The sequence below is a fragment of the Sphaerobacter thermophilus DSM 20745 genome (assembly GCF_000024985.1).
Lineage (GTDB): Bacteria > Chloroflexota > Chloroflexia > Thermomicrobiales > Thermomicrobiaceae > Sphaerobacter > Sphaerobacter thermophilus.
In genome coordinates this window covers 1-15629 of record NC_013523.1, presented here as the reverse complement: position 1 = coordinate 15629, position 15629 = coordinate 1, and the positions used below count along the sequence as shown (strand labels likewise).

Here is a 15629-nt window from a genome sequence, read left to right as displayed (position 1 = left end):
AGCGGCAGGGCAAGCGGATACCCCCGCCCTCACCCACGGGGCGGAGTTCCGGTGCCCTCCGGACGACCGTCGGGCCGCGCCGCAGCAATGAGTGTAACGTACGTGCGGCGGTTCACCAATAGTAGCGTGCGCGGCAGCCCCCGCCTCTCACCCCGATCGGAGCCACCCGCGGCGCGAGCCACTAGCAGCCCTCGTTCATCTTACCCCGACCGGCGCCGGCCGTGCGCAACGGGCCGGCGCGCGTGGTGCGTGCCCGCGGCACCGGATCCTTCACGCCACCCACCCCGGTCACGTGCCGGGCGGTGAGCTCCTCTCACCACCCACCGCGGGCGCGGGTCACCATCCCACGCCATACCATTGCGACGGCCTGGACCACCGCACTCCAAAGGCCCGCCCTACCCTGCTTCGGCGAGGCGGCGGCGGGCCCAGTCGACGAGGCCGCCGGAGGCGAGCATGTCCCGCATGAAGGGCGGCAGCGGCGCCGCCCGGAACGTCGCGTCGCCCACCTGGACCGCCCCGGTGTCGGTGTCGATGCGCACGGTGACCCCGGGCTCGGCGGCCTCGACCGCCTCCGGGCAGACGATGGCGGGCAAGCCCAGGTTGATGCAGTTGCGGTAGAAGATGCGGGCGAAGCTCTTGCCCAGCACGCAGCGGATGCCCCAGGCGAGCATCGCGTGCGGCACGTGCTCGCGCGACGAGCCGGTGCCGAAGTTCTCGCCCACGACCAGGATCGTCGGTCCGCCGAGCTGGTCGCGCAGGCTCGGGTCCAACCCCTCGAACAGGTACGGCTTCATCTGCTCGGGGTCGGCGATGTTGAGGTACGAGCCAGGGTAGAGCACGTCGGTGTCGACGTTGTCCTGCCGGATAACAACAGCGGCGCCTTCCAGGATCATGCCGGCACTCCCTCCGCGACCGCGCTGGGATCGATGATCTCACCGGCAACGGCCGCCGCGGCGGCCACGTAGGCGTTCGCCAGGTAGACCTCCGCGTCGGCCGAGCCCATGCGCCCCTTGAAGTTGCGGTTGGTGGTAGCCACGGCACGCTCCCCGGCCGCCAGTACCCCCATGTGCCCACCGAAGCAGGCGCCGCAGGTGGGGGTCGAGACAATCGCGCCCGCCGCGACGAACTGGTCGATCAGCCCCTCCGCCAACGCCTCCCGGTAGACCTTCTGCGACGCGGGCACGATGATGGCCCGGACGTCCGGGTGCACCCGGTTGCCAGCCAGGATCGATGCCGCCTGCCGCAGGTCGGTCATCGTGCCGTTGGCGCAGTTGCCGATGTAGACCTGATCGATCTTCCGCCCGGCGGCCTCAGCCACCGGCACGACGTTGCCCGGCGAGTGGGGCAACGCGATCAGCGGCGGCACGCCGTCGAGGTCGATCCGGACCCGGCGGGCGAACGAGGCATCCGGGTCTGAGCGCTCCGGCTGCCAGGGCCGGTCGGTGCGTCCGGCCAGATAGGCGGCGGTGACTTCATCGGCAGGGAAGAGGCCGGTCTCCGCCCCGGCCTCAACCGCCATGTTGGCGACCGCCAGCCGCTCGTCGATGGTGAGCGCCGCTGCGCCGGGGCCGACGAACTCCAGCACCGTGTTCGTCCCACCGCCGACGCCGATCGCGTCGATCACGGCCAGGATGAGGTCCTTGCCGGTCACGAAGGGGCGCTTGGCGCCGGTGAACGTCACCTCGATCGTTGCTGGAACCGTCTGCCAGAAGCTACCGAAGACGAGGCAGGCAGCGATGTCGGTCGACCCCAGCCCAGAGCCGAAGGCGCCGAGGGCGCCGTAGGTGCAGGTGTGCGAGTCGCCCCCGGCAATGACCGTGCCGGGGACGATCCAGCCGTCCTCCACCAGCACGGTGTGTTCGATGCCGCCCCGCCCCTGCCCGTAGTAGGTCACGCCGTGCCGGTCGGACCATTCCTTCAACTGGCGCTGCAGGTCGGCCGAGCGGGCGTCCTTGGCCGGGGCGAAATGATCGGCGGCCATCACGATTTTCGTCGGGTCGAAGACGGTGCTGGCGCCCATCTTCTCCATCATGCGGAAGGCTACCGGGCCGGAGACATCGTTCGCCATGACGAGGTCGCAGCGGACCATGACGATGTCCCCGGGCGCCAGGTCGGCAACGTCGCTATGGGCCAGGAGGATCTTCTCCGCGAGCGTGTGTGGCATGGGTTCCCTCCAGGTCAGCGAGCGGCGGGAAAACGGCGGCCTTGTGCGTGTAGTTTACGTCAAGACCGGACGCCGCGGGAGCGCCGGCTCAGGACCGCGGGCGGCGGCCGGGGCGCCGCCCAGCACCACCTGTAGGACCAGCTCCGGAGGATCTCGCATTGAGGTCTGTGCCCGGGGCTAAAGCCGCCGGGCTGAATACGGATAAGCCCACTAAAGGGGCTCCCTTGTCCCACCGCGCGCTGATCCGATCCGGCCTCACGCCGGGCGCCGCGTCCCCAGCCCCTTCAGTGGGCTTCGCTTCCTAGCCCGGTGGCTTTAACGCTTGGTGTGAGTTAGGGCGCCGTGGCTACCAGGTGATCAGGTTCGCCACCGCCAGCAGCGGCCGTCCCCGCTGCCGATTTAGCCAGCAGCAGAGATTGTGCAGCGCCACCCGGGCCGCCAGCCGCGCCTGGAAGCCCGCCAGCGTGTGCGGCCGCTCGCGCTCCAGCCCGAAGGTGTGCAGCAGCCGCCCGATGACCGTCTCCACGATCTGGCGATGCCGGGCCGCCCAGCGGCGGACCGCCTTGGGCCAGCGCCGCCGACTGCCTCGCTGCGGGGTGGCCACCAGCGTCACCCCGTAGGTGGCCGCCAGGTGCGCCTCGTAGTCCTCGCCGGCAAAGCCACTATCCGCCAGATAGGTCGCCACCGGCGTGCCGACACTGGGCAGGCGGGGATCGGGGTGGGCCCGACAGGCAATCAGGGTCTCGGCGAGGGACCGCTCATTGGTGCTGGCCGGGGCCACGCCCCAGCCGGTGATCGCCCCCTCCAGGCTGACGGCGGTCAGCACGCGGAAGCCGGCAAACCAGCCCAGGCGCAAGCTGAAGCCGATGTTGGCCTCGCCGGCCAGCCAGCCCCGCCCGCGGCGCTTGGCGTTGCGCACCGGAGCCGGCGCCACATCGAGCACATCCACCGCCACTGGCCCCCGGCCAAGTTGGTCTGCCAGGTAGAGGGCGAACTGGGCCAGGGCGACCTGATGCCGCCGCAGCAGCCGGTTGTATTGGCTGCGGTGGGGCAGGGTCGGGAAGTAGGGGCGCAGGTGGCGCTCGGCGTAGCGGTAGAAGTCCTGCTCACTGGAGAACCTCATCCACTGCCCGAAGATGGCCAGGGTCAAGACCTCGCTGCGGCTCAGGGCCGGCGCGGGGCCGGGGCGGTGGGGCTCCGGGGGCAGGTGGGTCTGGCAGAAGGTGTCGACCAGGACATAGACTGTAATCAGGAAGGTGTCCACATCCATCGGGTGCTCCTTTCGTGGGAGACGGATACGAGCTATCTCCCGTATGGAAGTGGGCACCTTCCTGTGTCAAGAGGGCACAGCATGCCCCGGCTAACTCACACCAAGCGTTTTAGCCCCGGGCATATGCCGGGCGGCGCGGTCCCTAACGCCGAGGCGCCAGCCCTGCGTCGCCCCAGCCGGCTAGAGCCGGCTTTCCTCGTTAGCCCGGCGGCTTCAGCCCCGGGCACGCGACGCCGCCCGATACCAAAGCCGCCGCTCCGCCTGCCGGCCTATCTCACCCCGTTGACGCGCGCCTTGCCAAGCTCCTGGGAGAGCCACTCGTTGAACGTGCGGCGCGTCGCGGCGACGATCCGGCTCAGCTCCTCGAGCGGCGGGAGATCGCCATGGTCGAACTCCGGCAGCGGCCCCCGGGTCGCGCGGATCTTCGCTCGTTCCGCCTCAGTCGCCGCGGCATCAACCGAGCCGTCGTCCTTCAGGACCACGCCGTAGTCGCGCCGTGCGGCCTCACGGCTGACCAGGTTCCAGCGCACATCCTTGGCGACCAGCTCCGGATCCCGTTCCAGCGGGTCGCCGACCCCGCCGGCGCCGGCCGTCTCGAAGATGAGCCGGTCGCCCGCGTAGACCGGGACGTCGCGTACCTTGGACGGCAGTTCGACCGTCTCGCCGTTGGCGCGGATGAGGGTCTTCTTCGACGACGCGCCCGGCTTGCCGCCGCCCACGCCGTAGGGATAGGTGTGGTAGCGGTCGTCCTGGTAGGTGATCCGTCCGTCGGCGAGGAAGCGGTAGACCTTCTTGATGCCGCAGCCGCCGCGGTAAAGCCCCGCGCCTCCGCTGTCGATGCGGGCACGGTACTCCTCGACGATCAGCGGGTAGTAGGTCTCCATGTACTCCGCAGGCACGGCCAGGAACTCGGGCCACCAGGAGTGCCCGTCCAGGCCGTCCTTGCCCATAATCGCCGGGATCCCGCCGTAGAGGATCTCCATCGTCTGGAACGGCTCGCCCGTCGGCTTGACGCCGGAGTACACGAAGTTCGGGCTGGTGCCGTAGGAGCCGGAGACCTGGAAGCCGATCGCCTTGGCGTAGACCGCGCCGAGCACGTCGAACAGGCGCGCCATCACCACCAGCCGGTTCGAGAGCGGCGCCGGATCCTTCGGCTGCAGCACGCTCCCCTCCGGGATGGTGACGTTGATGATGTCCTCGTAGCCGTCGTTGAACAGGATGGTGGGGTCAAAGGCGGAGATCAGGAACACCCCGGCGAACATCTGGAACATCCGCTTGTTGAGCAGGAAGTTCACCGGCCCCGGCACCTGCGCGTCGGTCCCGGTCCAGTCGAGGTTCAGGGTGTCGCCTTCCCGCCACATCGCCAGCTTGAGCTTGATCGGACCATTACCGAGGCCGTCGTCGTCGGTGTAGTCCTCGAACTCGAAGCGCTGGCCCTCCGGGATGTACTTGCGGATCAGCTCGATCACGCTGCGGCGGGTCCGGTCGAGCAGCGCGTCGCACGCCTCGAGGTAGGTGTCCTTGCCGAAGCGGTCGCAGATGTCCTTGACCCGCTGGGCACCGGCCGCCGTCCCGGCGGCGATGGCCATGATGTCCGCCCGCGTCTCGCGTGGGGTGCGCGAGTTGTGGCAGAAGAAGCGCAGGACATCCTCATTCAGTTTGCCGCCGTCGTAGAGCTTGACCGGCGGCATGCGCACGCCCTCCTCGTAGATCGAGCGGGCGTCGATGGGGATGCTCCCGGCAGTGCTGCCACCGACATCCATCAGGTTGCCCCACTGGAGGGCATAGCCGATGTGGTCGCCGTCGTAGAAGATCGGCCGCACCAGCAGGATGTCGGGCAGGTGGGAGGTGGACCCGTCCATCATATACGGGTCGTTGGTGGCGATGACGTCGCCGTCCTTGAGGTCCTCGACCCGGTAGGGCGAGTGCGCCAGCACCGTATCGACCGGGCTGCCGAACTGCCCGACGATCATGCGGCCCTTCCGGTCGGCGATCAGCGGGAACTCGTCCGCCTGCTCACGGATGATCGGGCTCACCGCCGTGGTCACCAGGACCCGGTCCATCTCGTAGCGGATGTTCTTCAGCGCGTTCTCGATGATGTCGAGCGTGACCTGGTCGATGTTGTGCTCGCGGACGAAGTCCGGCAGCGGCTTCTCGTGCAGCACCATCTCGCCTATGCCTCCTCGATCAGGATGTTGCCGTAGGCGTCCACAGTCCCGGTGTAGCCCGGCTCGATCACGGTCGTGGTGTCGTGCTGGATGACGATCGCCGGACCGGCCAGCACGTGGCCCGGGAGCAAGCTGGCGCGGTCGTAGATTCCGGTGTCCATCCAGGTGCCGTTGAAGTAGACCGGCTCGTGCCGCAGGACCTGCGCGTCCCCGGAAGCCCGGCCGTTGGTGCTCGCCGTGAGGCTCACGCCACGGATCGTGCCCCGGCCGACCACGCGGATCGTCGCGATCTCCAGCGGCGAGTCGGGCAGGTCGAAGTTGTAGCGCTGCCGGTGCGCCTGCTCGAACCGCTCGCGCAGGAAGGTGCAGGCGTCACCGTCCACGATCTCCGCCAGATCGAAGCGGCAGGGGATCTGGATGTTCTGCAAGTAGTAGCGGCAGTCGGCGTAGAGGTCGAAGACCTTCTGGTCCTCCGCCACGCCCTCACTCTCGAGCCACTCGTTCGCCTGGGCAATCAGGCGCTGCACCGTCGCAGCCAGCTCCGAACCCGGCGTCTCCTCGGCGATGCGCAGGTACGTCTCGGCGAACTCGTTCTGGATGTTCGACGTGAGGAAGCCAAAGGCGCTCATCACGCCCGGGCTGGGCGGCACAATCACCGAGCGCGAGTGGATCAGACGGCCCAGCGCGTTGGCGTGCATCGGTCCCGCGCCGCCGAAGGCGATCAGCGCGAAGCGTCGCGGGTCGTGGCCGCGCTCGACGCTCACCACCCGCAGCGCCGCGTGCATGTTCTCGTTGACAATGTCGAGGATCGCCGAGGCCGCCTCTTCCACGCTCATGCCCAGCGGGTCGGCGATGGTCTTGACCGCACGCCGTGCAGCGTCCTCGTCCAGTTTCAGCGTGCCGCCGAGCGCCACCCCGGGCGGGATGCGGTGCAAGACCACGTTGGCATCGGTCACGGTCGGCTGGGTGCCGCCGCGGCCGTAGCAGGCCGGGCCGGGGTCGGCTCCCGCACTGGCCGGGCCGACCTGCAGCGCGCCGCTGGTCGACAGGAAGGCGATCGAGCCCCCGCCGGCACCGACGCTCTGCACGTCCACCGCCGGAACCTTGAACTGGTAGTAGCCGAGCTGGATCTCCCGGCGGATGATCGTCTCCCCGCCGAGCACCAGCGAGACGTCGGTGCTCGTCCCGCCCATGTCGAGCGTGAGCACGTCGGGCACGCCGATCACGCGCGCCAGGTAAGCCGAGCCGGTCACGCCGCCGGACGGCCCCGAGAGCGCGATCTGGATCGGGCGGTCGATCACGGCATCGGTGCTCATGTTGCCGCCGTCGGAACGGACCACAGCGAGCGTGCCACCGAAGCCCTTCTCGCCGATCGAGGAGGCGAAGTTCCGCATGTAGTGCATCGTTCGCGGTCGCACGGCGGTGTTCACCACCGTGGTCAGCGTCCGCTCGTACTCGCCGTACTCCTGCCCCATATCGGACGAGATCGACACCGAGAGGTCCGGGTACATCTCGCGCGCGATCTCGCGGGCGCGCCGCTCGTGCGCGGGGTTGATGTAGGAGTTGAGGAAGCCGATGGCGAGCGCCTCGACGCCCCGGTCGACCAGCGTCCGGATCGCCTCACGAACCTCATCCTCGTCGAGCGGCTGCAACACCGTGCCGTCGGCGGCGATCCGCTCGTTGATGCCGATCGTGTCGGTCGGATCGGCCGGCGGATCGGGCTTGACGAGCGACATCCAGCCGTACAGCGGCCCCGGCGTCCAGGCACGTGCCAGGTGCAGGATCTGCTCGTGCCCCTTCGTCGTGAGCAGCCCCACCCGGGAGCCAGTGCTGGTCAGGATCATGTTCGTCACGACGGTCGTGCCATGGAAGTGGAGGTGCAGGTCCGAGAACCCGATCCCGGCCCGCTCGCAGACCGCCTGAATTCCGGTAACGATGCCTTTCGAGGGGTCTTCCGGCGTGGAGAGCACCTTGCCCTGGATCAACTCCCCGGTCTCTTCGTTGAAGAGGAGGACGTCGGTGAAGGTGCCCCCCACGTCCACAGCTACGTTGTACGCCACGAGCCCAACTCCACTTCTCTGACGGATGTCGGCCGTCAGCTCCCCGGTCCCCCGCCGGCCTACCCAGCGACCGGCGCGAACCCTCCGGCTCGATAGACCTGGCCGGGCAGCTCCCGTCCCAAGCGCTCGGCCAGCCATTCCGCGCAGGCGATCAGCGCCTGCAGATCCACCCCGGTCTCGTACCCCATCCCATGGAGGAGGTAGACGAGATCCTCGGTCGCGATGTTGCCGGTGGCGCGGGGCGCGAAGGGACAGCCACCGGTGCCGCCGACGGACGCGTCGAGGATCATGGCCCCCGACTCGACCGCCGCCAGCGCGTTCGCGATCCCGGTATTGCGCGTGTTGTGGAAGTGGCACCCGACAGTGGCGCCGAGGGCACGGGTGCCCTCAACCAGCTCCCGCACCTGCCGGGGCACACCGACGCCGATGGTGTCGGCCAGGATGATCTCGTCCGGCCCGGCCGCCTGCACCTGCTCGGCGATCTGGAGCACCCGCTCCGGCTCGACCCGCCCCTCAAAGGGGCAGCCGAAGGCGACGCTGAGCGTCACGCTGATGCGCAGGCCGTCCTCCCGCGCGCGGGCGACCAGCCGCCCGGCCAGCGCGACCGAGTCGGCCACGGTCGCGTTCTGGTTGCGCAGCGCGAAGGTGTCGGTCACGGGAAAGGCGTAGTGGATCTCGTCCACGCCCGCCGCCACGGCCCGCTCATAGCCCCGCTCGTTGAGCACGAGCCCGGCGTAGGTCGTCCCCGGGCGACGCTGGGTCGCCGCCAACACCTCCTCGGCACCGGCCATCTGCGGCACCCGCTTGGGGTTGACGAAGCTGGCAGCCTCGATGCGCGACAGCCCGGCCGCCGCCAGCCGGTCGCACAGCTCCGCACGCACCGCCGGCTCGAGGATCGTCGCCTCGTTCTGGAGGCCGTCGCGGGGACCGACCTCGACGATCGTCACCCGCATCAGATCACCCCCCGCTCCCGCAGGCTCGCCTGCTCCTCCGGGCTGATCCCGAGCAGCTCGCCGTAGATCTCGGCGTTGTGCTGGCCGAGTGCCGGGCCGGTGCTGCGCACGGCCCCCGGCGTCTCGCTCAGGCGCGGCACCACGTTCTGCATCGGGATCGGGCCGATCTCCGGGTCCTCCACCCAGACGATGTTCTCCCGCGCCGCGAACTGCGGGTCCTCCATCATGTCCTTGGCGGTGTAGACCTTCCCGGCCGGGACCCCCGCCTCGTGCATGGTGGAGAGGATCTCCTCGGCGCTCCGCTGGCGGGTCCAGTCGGCGATCATGCCGTCCAGTTCCTCCATGTGCTCGCCGCGCGCCTGGTGCGTAGCGAAGCGCGGGTCGTCGGGCCACTCCGGGTGGCCGATCGCCTCGGAGAGCCGCCGGAAGACGTTGTCGGCGTTCCCGGCAATCAGGACATAGTCCCCATCCTTCGTCGGGTAGATGTTGGATGGCGCCACGCCCGGTATCGTCGATCCGGTGCGCCCGCGGATGTAGCCGGTGAGGGCGTACTCCGGGATGGTGCTCTCCATCATGGCCAGGACCGCCTCGTAGATGCCGACGTCAACGACCTGTCCCCGCCCGCCGTTGACGTCGCGGTGATGGAGCGCGACGAGCGCTCCCAGCGCGCCGAAGGTGGCGGCCAGCGAGTCGCCGATGCTGATCCCGACCCGCGTCGGCGGCCGGTCAGGGTAGCCGGTGACGTTGCGCAGCCCGCCCATGGCCTCACCGATGACACCGAACCCGGCCCGCTGGCTGTACGGGCCGGTCTGGCCGTAGCCCGAGACGCGGACCATGATCAGCTTCGGGTTGATCTCGCTGAGCCGATCCCAGCCGAGCCCCCAGCGCTCCAGCGTGCCCGGCCGGAAGTTCTCCACCAGGATGTCGGCGGTGGCGATCAGGCGCCGCGCGATCTCCTGCCCCTCCGGCTCGCGCAGGTTGAGCGTGATCGACTTCTTGTTGCGTGCGATCACCGGCCACCAGAGGGAGCGGCCATCCTTCCGATGCTGGCCCCAGGCGCGCATCGGGTCGCCCACGCCGGGCGCCTCGACCTTGATCACCTCGGCCCCGAAGTCGGCCAGGAGCTGACCGCAGAAGGGCCCGGCCAGCAGGACCCCCATCTCGATCACCCGCACCCCGGCCAACGGGCGCTCTGCCCCAGTCATGGCATCTCTTCCTTCAGCTTCTGAATCACGAAGTCTCGCCCCCCGTAGATGTGCTCACGCATGACGATCTCCGCCCGCGTGGCATCACGTTCCCGCAGCGCGCGCAGGATCTGACGGTGGTAGTAGTTGGAGATGGCGCGCTCGTGCGGGCCGTACCAGAAGAAGGACTTGAACACGAGCGGCACCTCGACGGTGCGGCGGACGAGCTTGTCGAGGTGTGGATTCCGGCTGGCCTGGATGACGATCTGGTGGAACTCCTGGTTGTACTGCACCAGCAGGCGCGCCTCCTCATCGCGACTGGCGCGCGGCTCTTCGCTCAGGCGCTCCATCTGCGAGGCCAGCTCCTGCATCCGCTCCAGCTCCGCGTCGGTTATCCGCGTGGCCGCTCGGGCGGCCGCGTGAGCCTCAAGCACGGCCCGCAGGTCGTAGAGGTTCCACACATCGTCGATGCCGAAGGCGCAGACCGTCGCCCCACGGTGCCGGACAATCTCGACGAGCCCCTCTGCCTCGAGCATCGTCAACGCCTGTCGGACCGGCGTCCGGCTGACGCCCAGCCGCTGAGCAACGTTCTCCTCGACCAGCCGCTCCCCCGGACGGTAAACCCCGCCAAGGATGAGCTGCCGGAGCTGCTGGTACACCTCGGCGCTGCTCACCCGCTCGCTGCTGCGCGCCGCGCCACCCGGCGCCCGCGCGTCAGCCCTCCCGTCGTGCCTGTCTCGTTGGTTGTATACAACCATCCTAATGAGCACCTCCACCACTGTCAAGAGGCGACATCCGGATCACCGGCGCCCTCGGCATCGAACTATCGGCTGTGTGCACGTTGCTGCACCGGCATCTGCCCACCCGCTGGGCAGTCTCAGGCCCGCCCCGCAAACCGCTAACACGCGCCAATGTATACATTCCGCCCTCGCGGGCGCCGCCAGCCCTGACAAGCCGTGGGCACAGTCCTTTGAACTCCGCGACAGTATCGCATTGCGCAGCGGAATGATGCGAACCGCGTGGTGAAAGGGGCGTGTGCCGTGGCGCGTGCCCGGGGGCGAACTCCCGGGCCGCCGCCCTGGTATGGCGCGGGTTGGTGACACGCTCCCGCGGCCGGATGGTGCGTGGCACGCCGCGGCACGGTCGATGCCCGGGATGGTGGTACGAAGGATCCCGCGCCGTGGCCCGTGCCCGGGGCTAAAGCCGCCGGGCTGACAACGAAAGCCCGCTGAAGCGGGCTAGGGACACGGCGCCTGGTGGGATGCCGGATTGGGTCAGCGCGAGTGTGGGACAAGGGAGCCCCTTCAGTGGGCTTTTCCTTTTCAGCCCGGGGGTTTACCCCCGGGCACAGGCCGACCTGCTGACACCGCAACATCCGGTTCTGCGCCCTGCTGCGCCCCCAGCCGGCTCTAGCCGCTCTTTTTTCGTCAGCCCGGGGGTTTACCCCCGGGCACTCACCGGCGCGGCAGGAACCGTATCGCCCGGGTGCGGGCTCCGCGTGGTCACGCGACGCCTAGGCAAACGCCGGGAGCACGTGCTCCTGGTAGAAGCGGAAGAAGCCGGCCTGGTCGGTGCCGACCTGGTGGACATAGACCGCGTCGAACCCGGCGTCGAGGAACTGCTGAATCCCGGCAATGTGCTTCTCCGGGTCCGGGCCGCAGATGATGGCCTGCGCCACGTCCTCCTCGCGCACGGTCGCGGTCGCCTGCTCGTAGTGGCGCGGCAGCGGCAACTCCTGGCTGATGTCGCCCGACAGCGCGGCGTTCGGCCACCACTCGCGCGCGATCTTCCGGGCCGTCTCCTCGCTCGGCGCCCAGCAGACGGTGAGCTGACCGTAGCTGGGCATCCCGGCGCCGCCCGCCTCCTGGAACGCCTCCACCAACTCGGGCTTCGGCGCCGTGCTGATCAGGCCGTCGCCCAGCTCACCCGCCAGCCGCGCGGCGTTCGGGCCGGACGCCGCGACGTACAGGGGCGGTGGCTCCGGCGGCAGGTCATACAGGCGAGCTCGGTCCACCGTGTAGTACTCCCCTTCGTGGGTGACCCAGTCCCCTTCCCACAGCCAGCGGATAATCTCGATCGCCTCGGCGAGCATGGCGAGTCGCTCCTGCGCCGGGGGCCAGCGCACGCCGACGACATGCTCGTTCAGGTTCTCGCCGCTGCCTACGCCCAGGAAGAAGCGGCCGGGCATGAGCGACGCCGCGGTCGCTGCCGCGTGGGCGATGACCGCGGGGTGGATGCGCATGGTGGGACAGGTGACGCCGGTGCCGAGCCGCAGGCGCTCGGTTTCTTGAGCGATCGCGCCGATGACGGTCCAGACGAAGGGGCTGTGCCCCTGCCGGTCGATCCAGGGATGATAGTGGTCGGAGATGAGGGCGAAGGTGAACCCGGCCTCTTCCGCCTCGCGGGCGAGGCGCACCAGCGTCGCCGCGTCGTGCTCTTCGCTGGAGAGGGCGTATCCGATCTCAGCCATGCTGTCACTCCACTCCCCCGGACGCTCACTGTGGACCCGCCCGGGCTTCTCGCTCGCGCCGTTCAACGTGGTGCCGGCATCAGGTGAGGCGCGGCTCTTCCCAGTTCATGGCGTCGACCTGCTCCGCCCCGATGGCCAGGATGACGCGCGTGCCCTCGACGCTCGTTGCGGCATCGAAGGGGACGTAGACATCGCGCTTCATCGTGCGGTCCACGAGGAAGTCCCGGTCGCGGACCTCCTTGACGACGCCGACGCGTTGCCCGTCGGCCCCCACGACCTCCATCCCCTCGCGCACCTGCGTCCGATCCAGCGGCTGCTGCTGTGTGGATGACGGGGAGGACGTTCTCGCCTGCATGTGCCCTGCGGGCATTTCCTGTCCGCCCGCGGTGAGCGGCCGGTCGGCTTCGCTCCCTGCGCGGACGGGGATCCGCCGGGCGCCGGAGGGGGTGAGCTTGGGCAGCCGAATGGTGAGGATGCCGTGCTCGTAATGTGTCGTGGCCCGATCGACGTCCACCGGGCCCGGCAGCGACTCGATCCGCTCGATGCGCCCGATCTGGCGCTCACGGATCAGCCAGTGACCCGTCTCATACTCCTCCGACTCCCGCGTCTCGCCGGTGATCTCGAGCATGTTGCCGCTGATGCGCACGTCGATGTCCTCCGGCCGCACGCCCGGCATGGCGACCGTGACGACATACTCGTCACCGTGGTCCCGCAGGTTGAGCAACGCCCCACCGCGGCGGACAAACGGCGCGCTCTCCAGCAGCCGATCTACCGCATCGCGCAGCGACAGCAGACTGCTCCTCGGTTCCCATGTTTCGCTGCTCATCGGTCTTTCCCTCCAGTCCCCCACCGTGGCGCGGATCGCATATCGGCACTGGGGGTACGCAAACGCTATGCCGTCTGGCGTGTGCCGTGGCGCGTCGGGGCAGCCTCGTCCCCCTCACCCCCAACCCCTCTCGGACGGAGCCCACCAGGGAAGAGCAGAGCAATACGCAATACGCAGTACGCAACGCGCACTACGCGCCACGCCCCTCACGACGCGCGCGTGCGCGCCGTCCCTGCGACCCAGGTCAAGGCTTCGACCAGCGCGTTGGTAATCTCCGTCACCCCGGCAGTGCGTCAACGCGCCGGTTCGCCCGGGCCGTCCCCGGGTCGCGCCCCGTCGTCGATGGCGCCCGGCAGGTCATCGAGGGGATAGCCCAGCTCGTCCATCCCCTCCGCGTGAAGGAACTCCGGCTACGCTCGATGCCGTGCCGACCGGGACGGCGTCCATCCCCTCCGCGTGAAGGAACTCCGCTCCCAAGTCCCGGAAGATCTGCACGGCATCGCGGTCGCGAGCACCGGCCCGGACCGTAACCACGCCCTCGCCGCGGGCTACTGCGTCGGCCGCACGCCGCGCTGCCGCCTCCGGCACACCCTGCCCGGCCAGCGAATCCGCCACGGCCGCCCCGGCCGCCTGTCGACTCCTGCCACTCCCACCCGGAGCAGTGTCGGGGGAGAACAATCCGATAGCGGCTCGCTCGAACCCGGCACGCAGCAGTTCATCGACCGCGTGCGCCGCGCGCTCCGGCGTCGGAAACGCGGCCACGGTCAGCATGCGTTCGCTCATGGTGTCACCCTCCCTGACCCATCGCGCCACGGCAGCCACGAGAAATCACCCCGCAGGTGGGGCTTTAGGTCCGACCGCCGAGGAGAGGGCAAGCGACGTGCCGCGAGCTCGCCACTCCATCACGATCAAACCTCTCAGCCCCTCAGACACCAGAGAGGGGTGGGATTCGTCACGTGTGACGCCGTGATCGGCGAACACCGCCGAGCCAGTGGGGCGGGAATCGCACCCACCGTCACCAGGGAGGCTGGATGTCAACCCGGAATGGGGTGCCGGGCGACGATCGCCCGGCTCAGGACTCCGCGGAGGTGTAGAGGAGTTCGCGGATGGCCATGATCTCACCGCGCAGGCGGGCGTCGGTCTCCATCTGGCGCTCCATCTTCTCGATCCCGTGCAGCACGGTGCTGTGGTCGCGCCCGCCGAGGCACTGGCCGATCTCGACCAGCGACGAGCCGGTCTCCTCGCGCAGCAGGTACATGGCCACCTGGCGCGGCAACACGATGTCGCGCCGCCGGCCGGGGCCAGTGATGTCCCGCCGCGTGATCTGGTAGTAGTTGACGACCGTGTCGACCACCTGGTCGACCGTCACCTGCCGCCGCCCGGCGCCGACGCTGTCGGTCAGCGCTTCAATCGCCAGCTCCATCGAGATCGGGCGGTGGTAGAGCTGGGAGAGGGCGATGATCTTGTTCAGCGCGCCCTCCAGCTCGCGGATGTTGCTCTCCACCTTACGAGCGACGTACTCCAGGACATCGTCGGGAACGGTCACCCCCAGCTCGCGGCCCTTCTCCGCCAGGATCGCCGCGCGCGTCTCCAGGTCGGGCGGCTGGATGTCGGCCAGCAGGCCCCCCTCGAAGCGAGAGCGCAGGCGGTCGGCCAGCGTCGGGATCGCCTTCGGCGGCCGGTCGCTGCTGATGACGATCTGCTTGCCCGACTGGTAGAGCGCGTTGAAGGTGTGGAAGAACTCCTCCTGGGTGCTCTCCTTGCCGGCGATGAACTGGATGTCGTCGATCATCAGGATGTCGATGGTCCGGTAGCGGTTGCGGAAGTCCTCGGTCCGCTGCTGGCGGATGGCGTTGATCAACTCGTTGGTGAACGTCTCGGAGGAGACGTAGCGGATCCGCAGCTCCGGGGAGCGCGCCAGCGCGCGGTGACCGATGGCGTGCAGCAGGTGGGTCTTACCCAGCCCGACGCCGCCGTAGATGTAGAGCGGGTTGAACTTGTCGGCCGGACGATCGGCAACCGCCAGCGCCGCGGCGTGGGCCAGCCGGTTGTTGGAGCCGACGACGAACTTCTCGAAGACGTAGCGGGGGTTGAGGCCGTGCTCCGGCGTCGCCGTCAGTTCGAGTTGCTGTGGCACCCCCGCGACGGCGGTCGCCGCGCCGCCCCCGGGTGCGCCCAGCGGCGCGGCGTGCGCGCGGTCGGCCGCCGCCGTGCGGCGCCCGGAACGCGCCGGCCGGCGCCCACCGTTGAGCACGGTGAACTGCACCGCGACCTTGCGCCCGAGGATCAGCGACAGGGTGTTCTGGATCTGCAGCGCGAACTTGTTGCGGAGTTGCTCGACAGCAAAGCTGTTCGGCGCGCCGATGGTGGCGCAGTCGTCCTCGAAGCTGATGATCTCCGTGTTGCGCAGCCAGGTCTCGAAGTTGGCCCGCGAGAGCGTCTGCTCCAGATCGCTCAGGGCGGCCTGCCACAGTTGTTTGGCCTGCATCGCAACGTACTCCCCGGGGACTTCCTTGCTGGGCGACTGAGACAAT

The 15629-nt window shown here is 69.2% G+C and carries 12 protein-coding genes; all 12 read right to left on the bottom strand.

Annotated features, from left to right (window positions below; translation table 11 throughout):
• Positions 1–395: 395 nt before the first annotated feature.
• Positions 396–893, bottom strand: a complete 498-nt coding sequence (locus STHE_RS00060; protein WP_012870500.1) for a LeuD/DmdB family oxidoreductase small subunit — start codon at positions 891–893, stop codon at positions 396–398.
• Positions 890–2164: a 3-isopropylmalate dehydratase large subunit gene (locus STHE_RS00055; RefSeq protein ID WP_012870499.1), complete on the bottom strand. Its 1275-nt coding sequence runs from the start codon at positions 2162–2164 to the stop codon at positions 890–892. Before STHE_RS00055 ends, STHE_RS00060 begins: the two co-directional genes overlap by 4 nt.
• A 346-nt stretch (positions 2165–2510) precedes the next feature.
• Entirely contained in the window at positions 2511–3434 is a 924-nt protein-coding gene (locus STHE_RS00050) for an IS982 family transposase (protein WP_012870498.1), read from the bottom strand.
• Between the two features lie 269 nt (positions 3435–3703).
• The gene (locus tag STHE_RS00045; RefSeq protein WP_012870497.1) at positions 3704–5602 is read right to left on the bottom strand and encodes a hydantoinase B/oxoprolinase family protein; all 1899 of its coding nucleotides are present in this window, start codon (positions 5600–5602) and stop codon (positions 3704–3706) included.
• A gap of 5 nt (positions 5603–5607) precedes the next feature.
• Positions 5608–7662 (bottom strand): hydantoinase/oxoprolinase family protein, encoded by a 2055-nt coding sequence (locus tag STHE_RS00040; RefSeq protein ID WP_012870496.1) that lies wholly within the window; start codon positions 7660–7662, stop codon positions 5608–5610.
• Between the two features lie 59 nt (positions 7663–7721).
• Entirely contained in the window at positions 7722–8615 is an 894-nt protein-coding gene (locus tag STHE_RS00035; protein ID WP_012870495.1) for a hydroxymethylglutaryl-CoA lyase, read from the bottom strand.
• Positions 8615–9820 carry a CaiB/BaiF CoA transferase family protein gene (locus STHE_RS00030; protein ID WP_012870494.1) on the bottom strand — a complete coding sequence of 402 codons (1206 nt, stop codon included), beginning with the start codon at positions 9818–9820 and terminating at the stop codon, positions 8615–8617. The genes STHE_RS00035 and STHE_RS00030 overlap by 1 nt, the downstream gene beginning before the upstream one ends.
• On the bottom strand, positions 9817–10557 hold the full coding sequence (locus tag STHE_RS00025) for a GntR family transcriptional regulator (RefSeq protein WP_012870493.1): 741 nt from the start codon (positions 10555–10557) through the stop codon (positions 9817–9819). Before STHE_RS00025 ends, STHE_RS00030 begins: the two co-directional genes overlap by 4 nt.
• Before the next feature lie 755 nt (positions 10558–11312).
• Positions 11313–12269 carry a TIGR03557 family F420-dependent LLM class oxidoreductase gene (locus STHE_RS00020; RefSeq protein WP_012870492.1) on the bottom strand — a complete coding sequence of 319 codons (957 nt, stop codon included), beginning with the start codon at positions 12267–12269 and terminating at the stop codon, positions 11313–11315.
• Between the two features lie 79 nt (positions 12270–12348).
• Positions 12349–13095 carry an Hsp20 family protein gene (locus STHE_RS19290; RefSeq protein ID WP_012870491.1) on the bottom strand — a complete coding sequence of 249 codons (747 nt, stop codon included), beginning with the start codon at positions 13093–13095 and terminating at the stop codon, positions 12349–12351.
• A gap of 357 nt (positions 13096–13452) precedes the next feature.
• On the bottom strand, positions 13453–13878 hold the full coding sequence (locus STHE_RS00010) for a hypothetical protein (protein ID WP_012870490.1): 426 nt from the start codon (positions 13876–13878) through the stop codon (positions 13453–13455).
• A 289-nt stretch (positions 13879–14167) separates the two neighbouring features.
• Positions 14168–15583: a chromosomal replication initiator protein DnaA gene (gene dnaA, locus STHE_RS00005; protein ID WP_012870489.1), complete on the bottom strand. Its 1416-nt coding sequence runs from the start codon at positions 15581–15583 to the stop codon at positions 14168–14170.
• Positions 15584–15629: the final 46 nt, after the last annotated feature.

What these genes read in the sequence shown, in the direction of transcription:
- STHE_RS19290 (WP_012870491.1), bottom strand. Translation starts at nt 13,095, where the DNA reads ATGAGCAGCGAAACATGGGAACCGAGGAGCAGTCTGCTGTCGCTGCGC.
- STHE_RS00055 (WP_012870499.1), bottom strand. Translation starts at nt 2,164, where the DNA reads ATGCCACACACGCTCGCGGAGAAGATCCTCCTGGCCCATAGCGACGTT.
- STHE_RS00030 (WP_012870494.1), bottom strand. Translation starts at nt 9,820, where the DNA reads ATGACTGGGGCAGAGCGCCCGTTGGCCGGGGTGCGGGTGATCGAGATG.
- dnaA (WP_012870489.1), bottom strand. Translation starts at nt 15,583, where the DNA reads ATGCAGGCCAAACAACTGTGGCAGGCCGCCCTGAGCGATCTGGAGCAG.
- STHE_RS00020 (WP_012870492.1), bottom strand. Translation starts at nt 12,269, where the DNA reads ATGGCTGAGATCGGATACGCCCTCTCCAGCGAAGAGCACGACGCGGCG.
- STHE_RS00045 (WP_012870497.1), bottom strand. Translation starts at nt 5,602, where the DNA reads ATGGTGCTGCACGAGAAGCCGCTGCCGGACTTCGTCCGCGAGCACAAC.
- STHE_RS00035 (WP_012870495.1), bottom strand. Translation starts at nt 8,615, where the DNA reads ATGCGGGTGACGATCGTCGAGGTCGGTCCCCGCGACGGCCTCCAGAAC.
- STHE_RS00025 (WP_012870493.1), bottom strand. Translation starts at nt 10,557, where the DNA reads ATGGTTGTATACAACCAACGAGACAGGCACGACGGGAGGGCTGACGCG.
- STHE_RS00050 (WP_012870498.1), bottom strand. Translation starts at nt 3,434, where the DNA reads ATGGATGTGGACACCTTCCTGATTACAGTCTATGTCCTGGTCGACACC.
- STHE_RS00060 (WP_012870500.1), bottom strand. Translation starts at nt 893, where the DNA reads ATGATCCTGGAAGGCGCCGCTGTTGTTATCCGGCAGGACAACGTCGAC.
- STHE_RS00010 (WP_012870490.1), bottom strand. Translation starts at nt 13,878, where the DNA reads ATGAGCGAACGCATGCTGACCGTGGCCGCGTTTCCGACGCCGGAGCGC.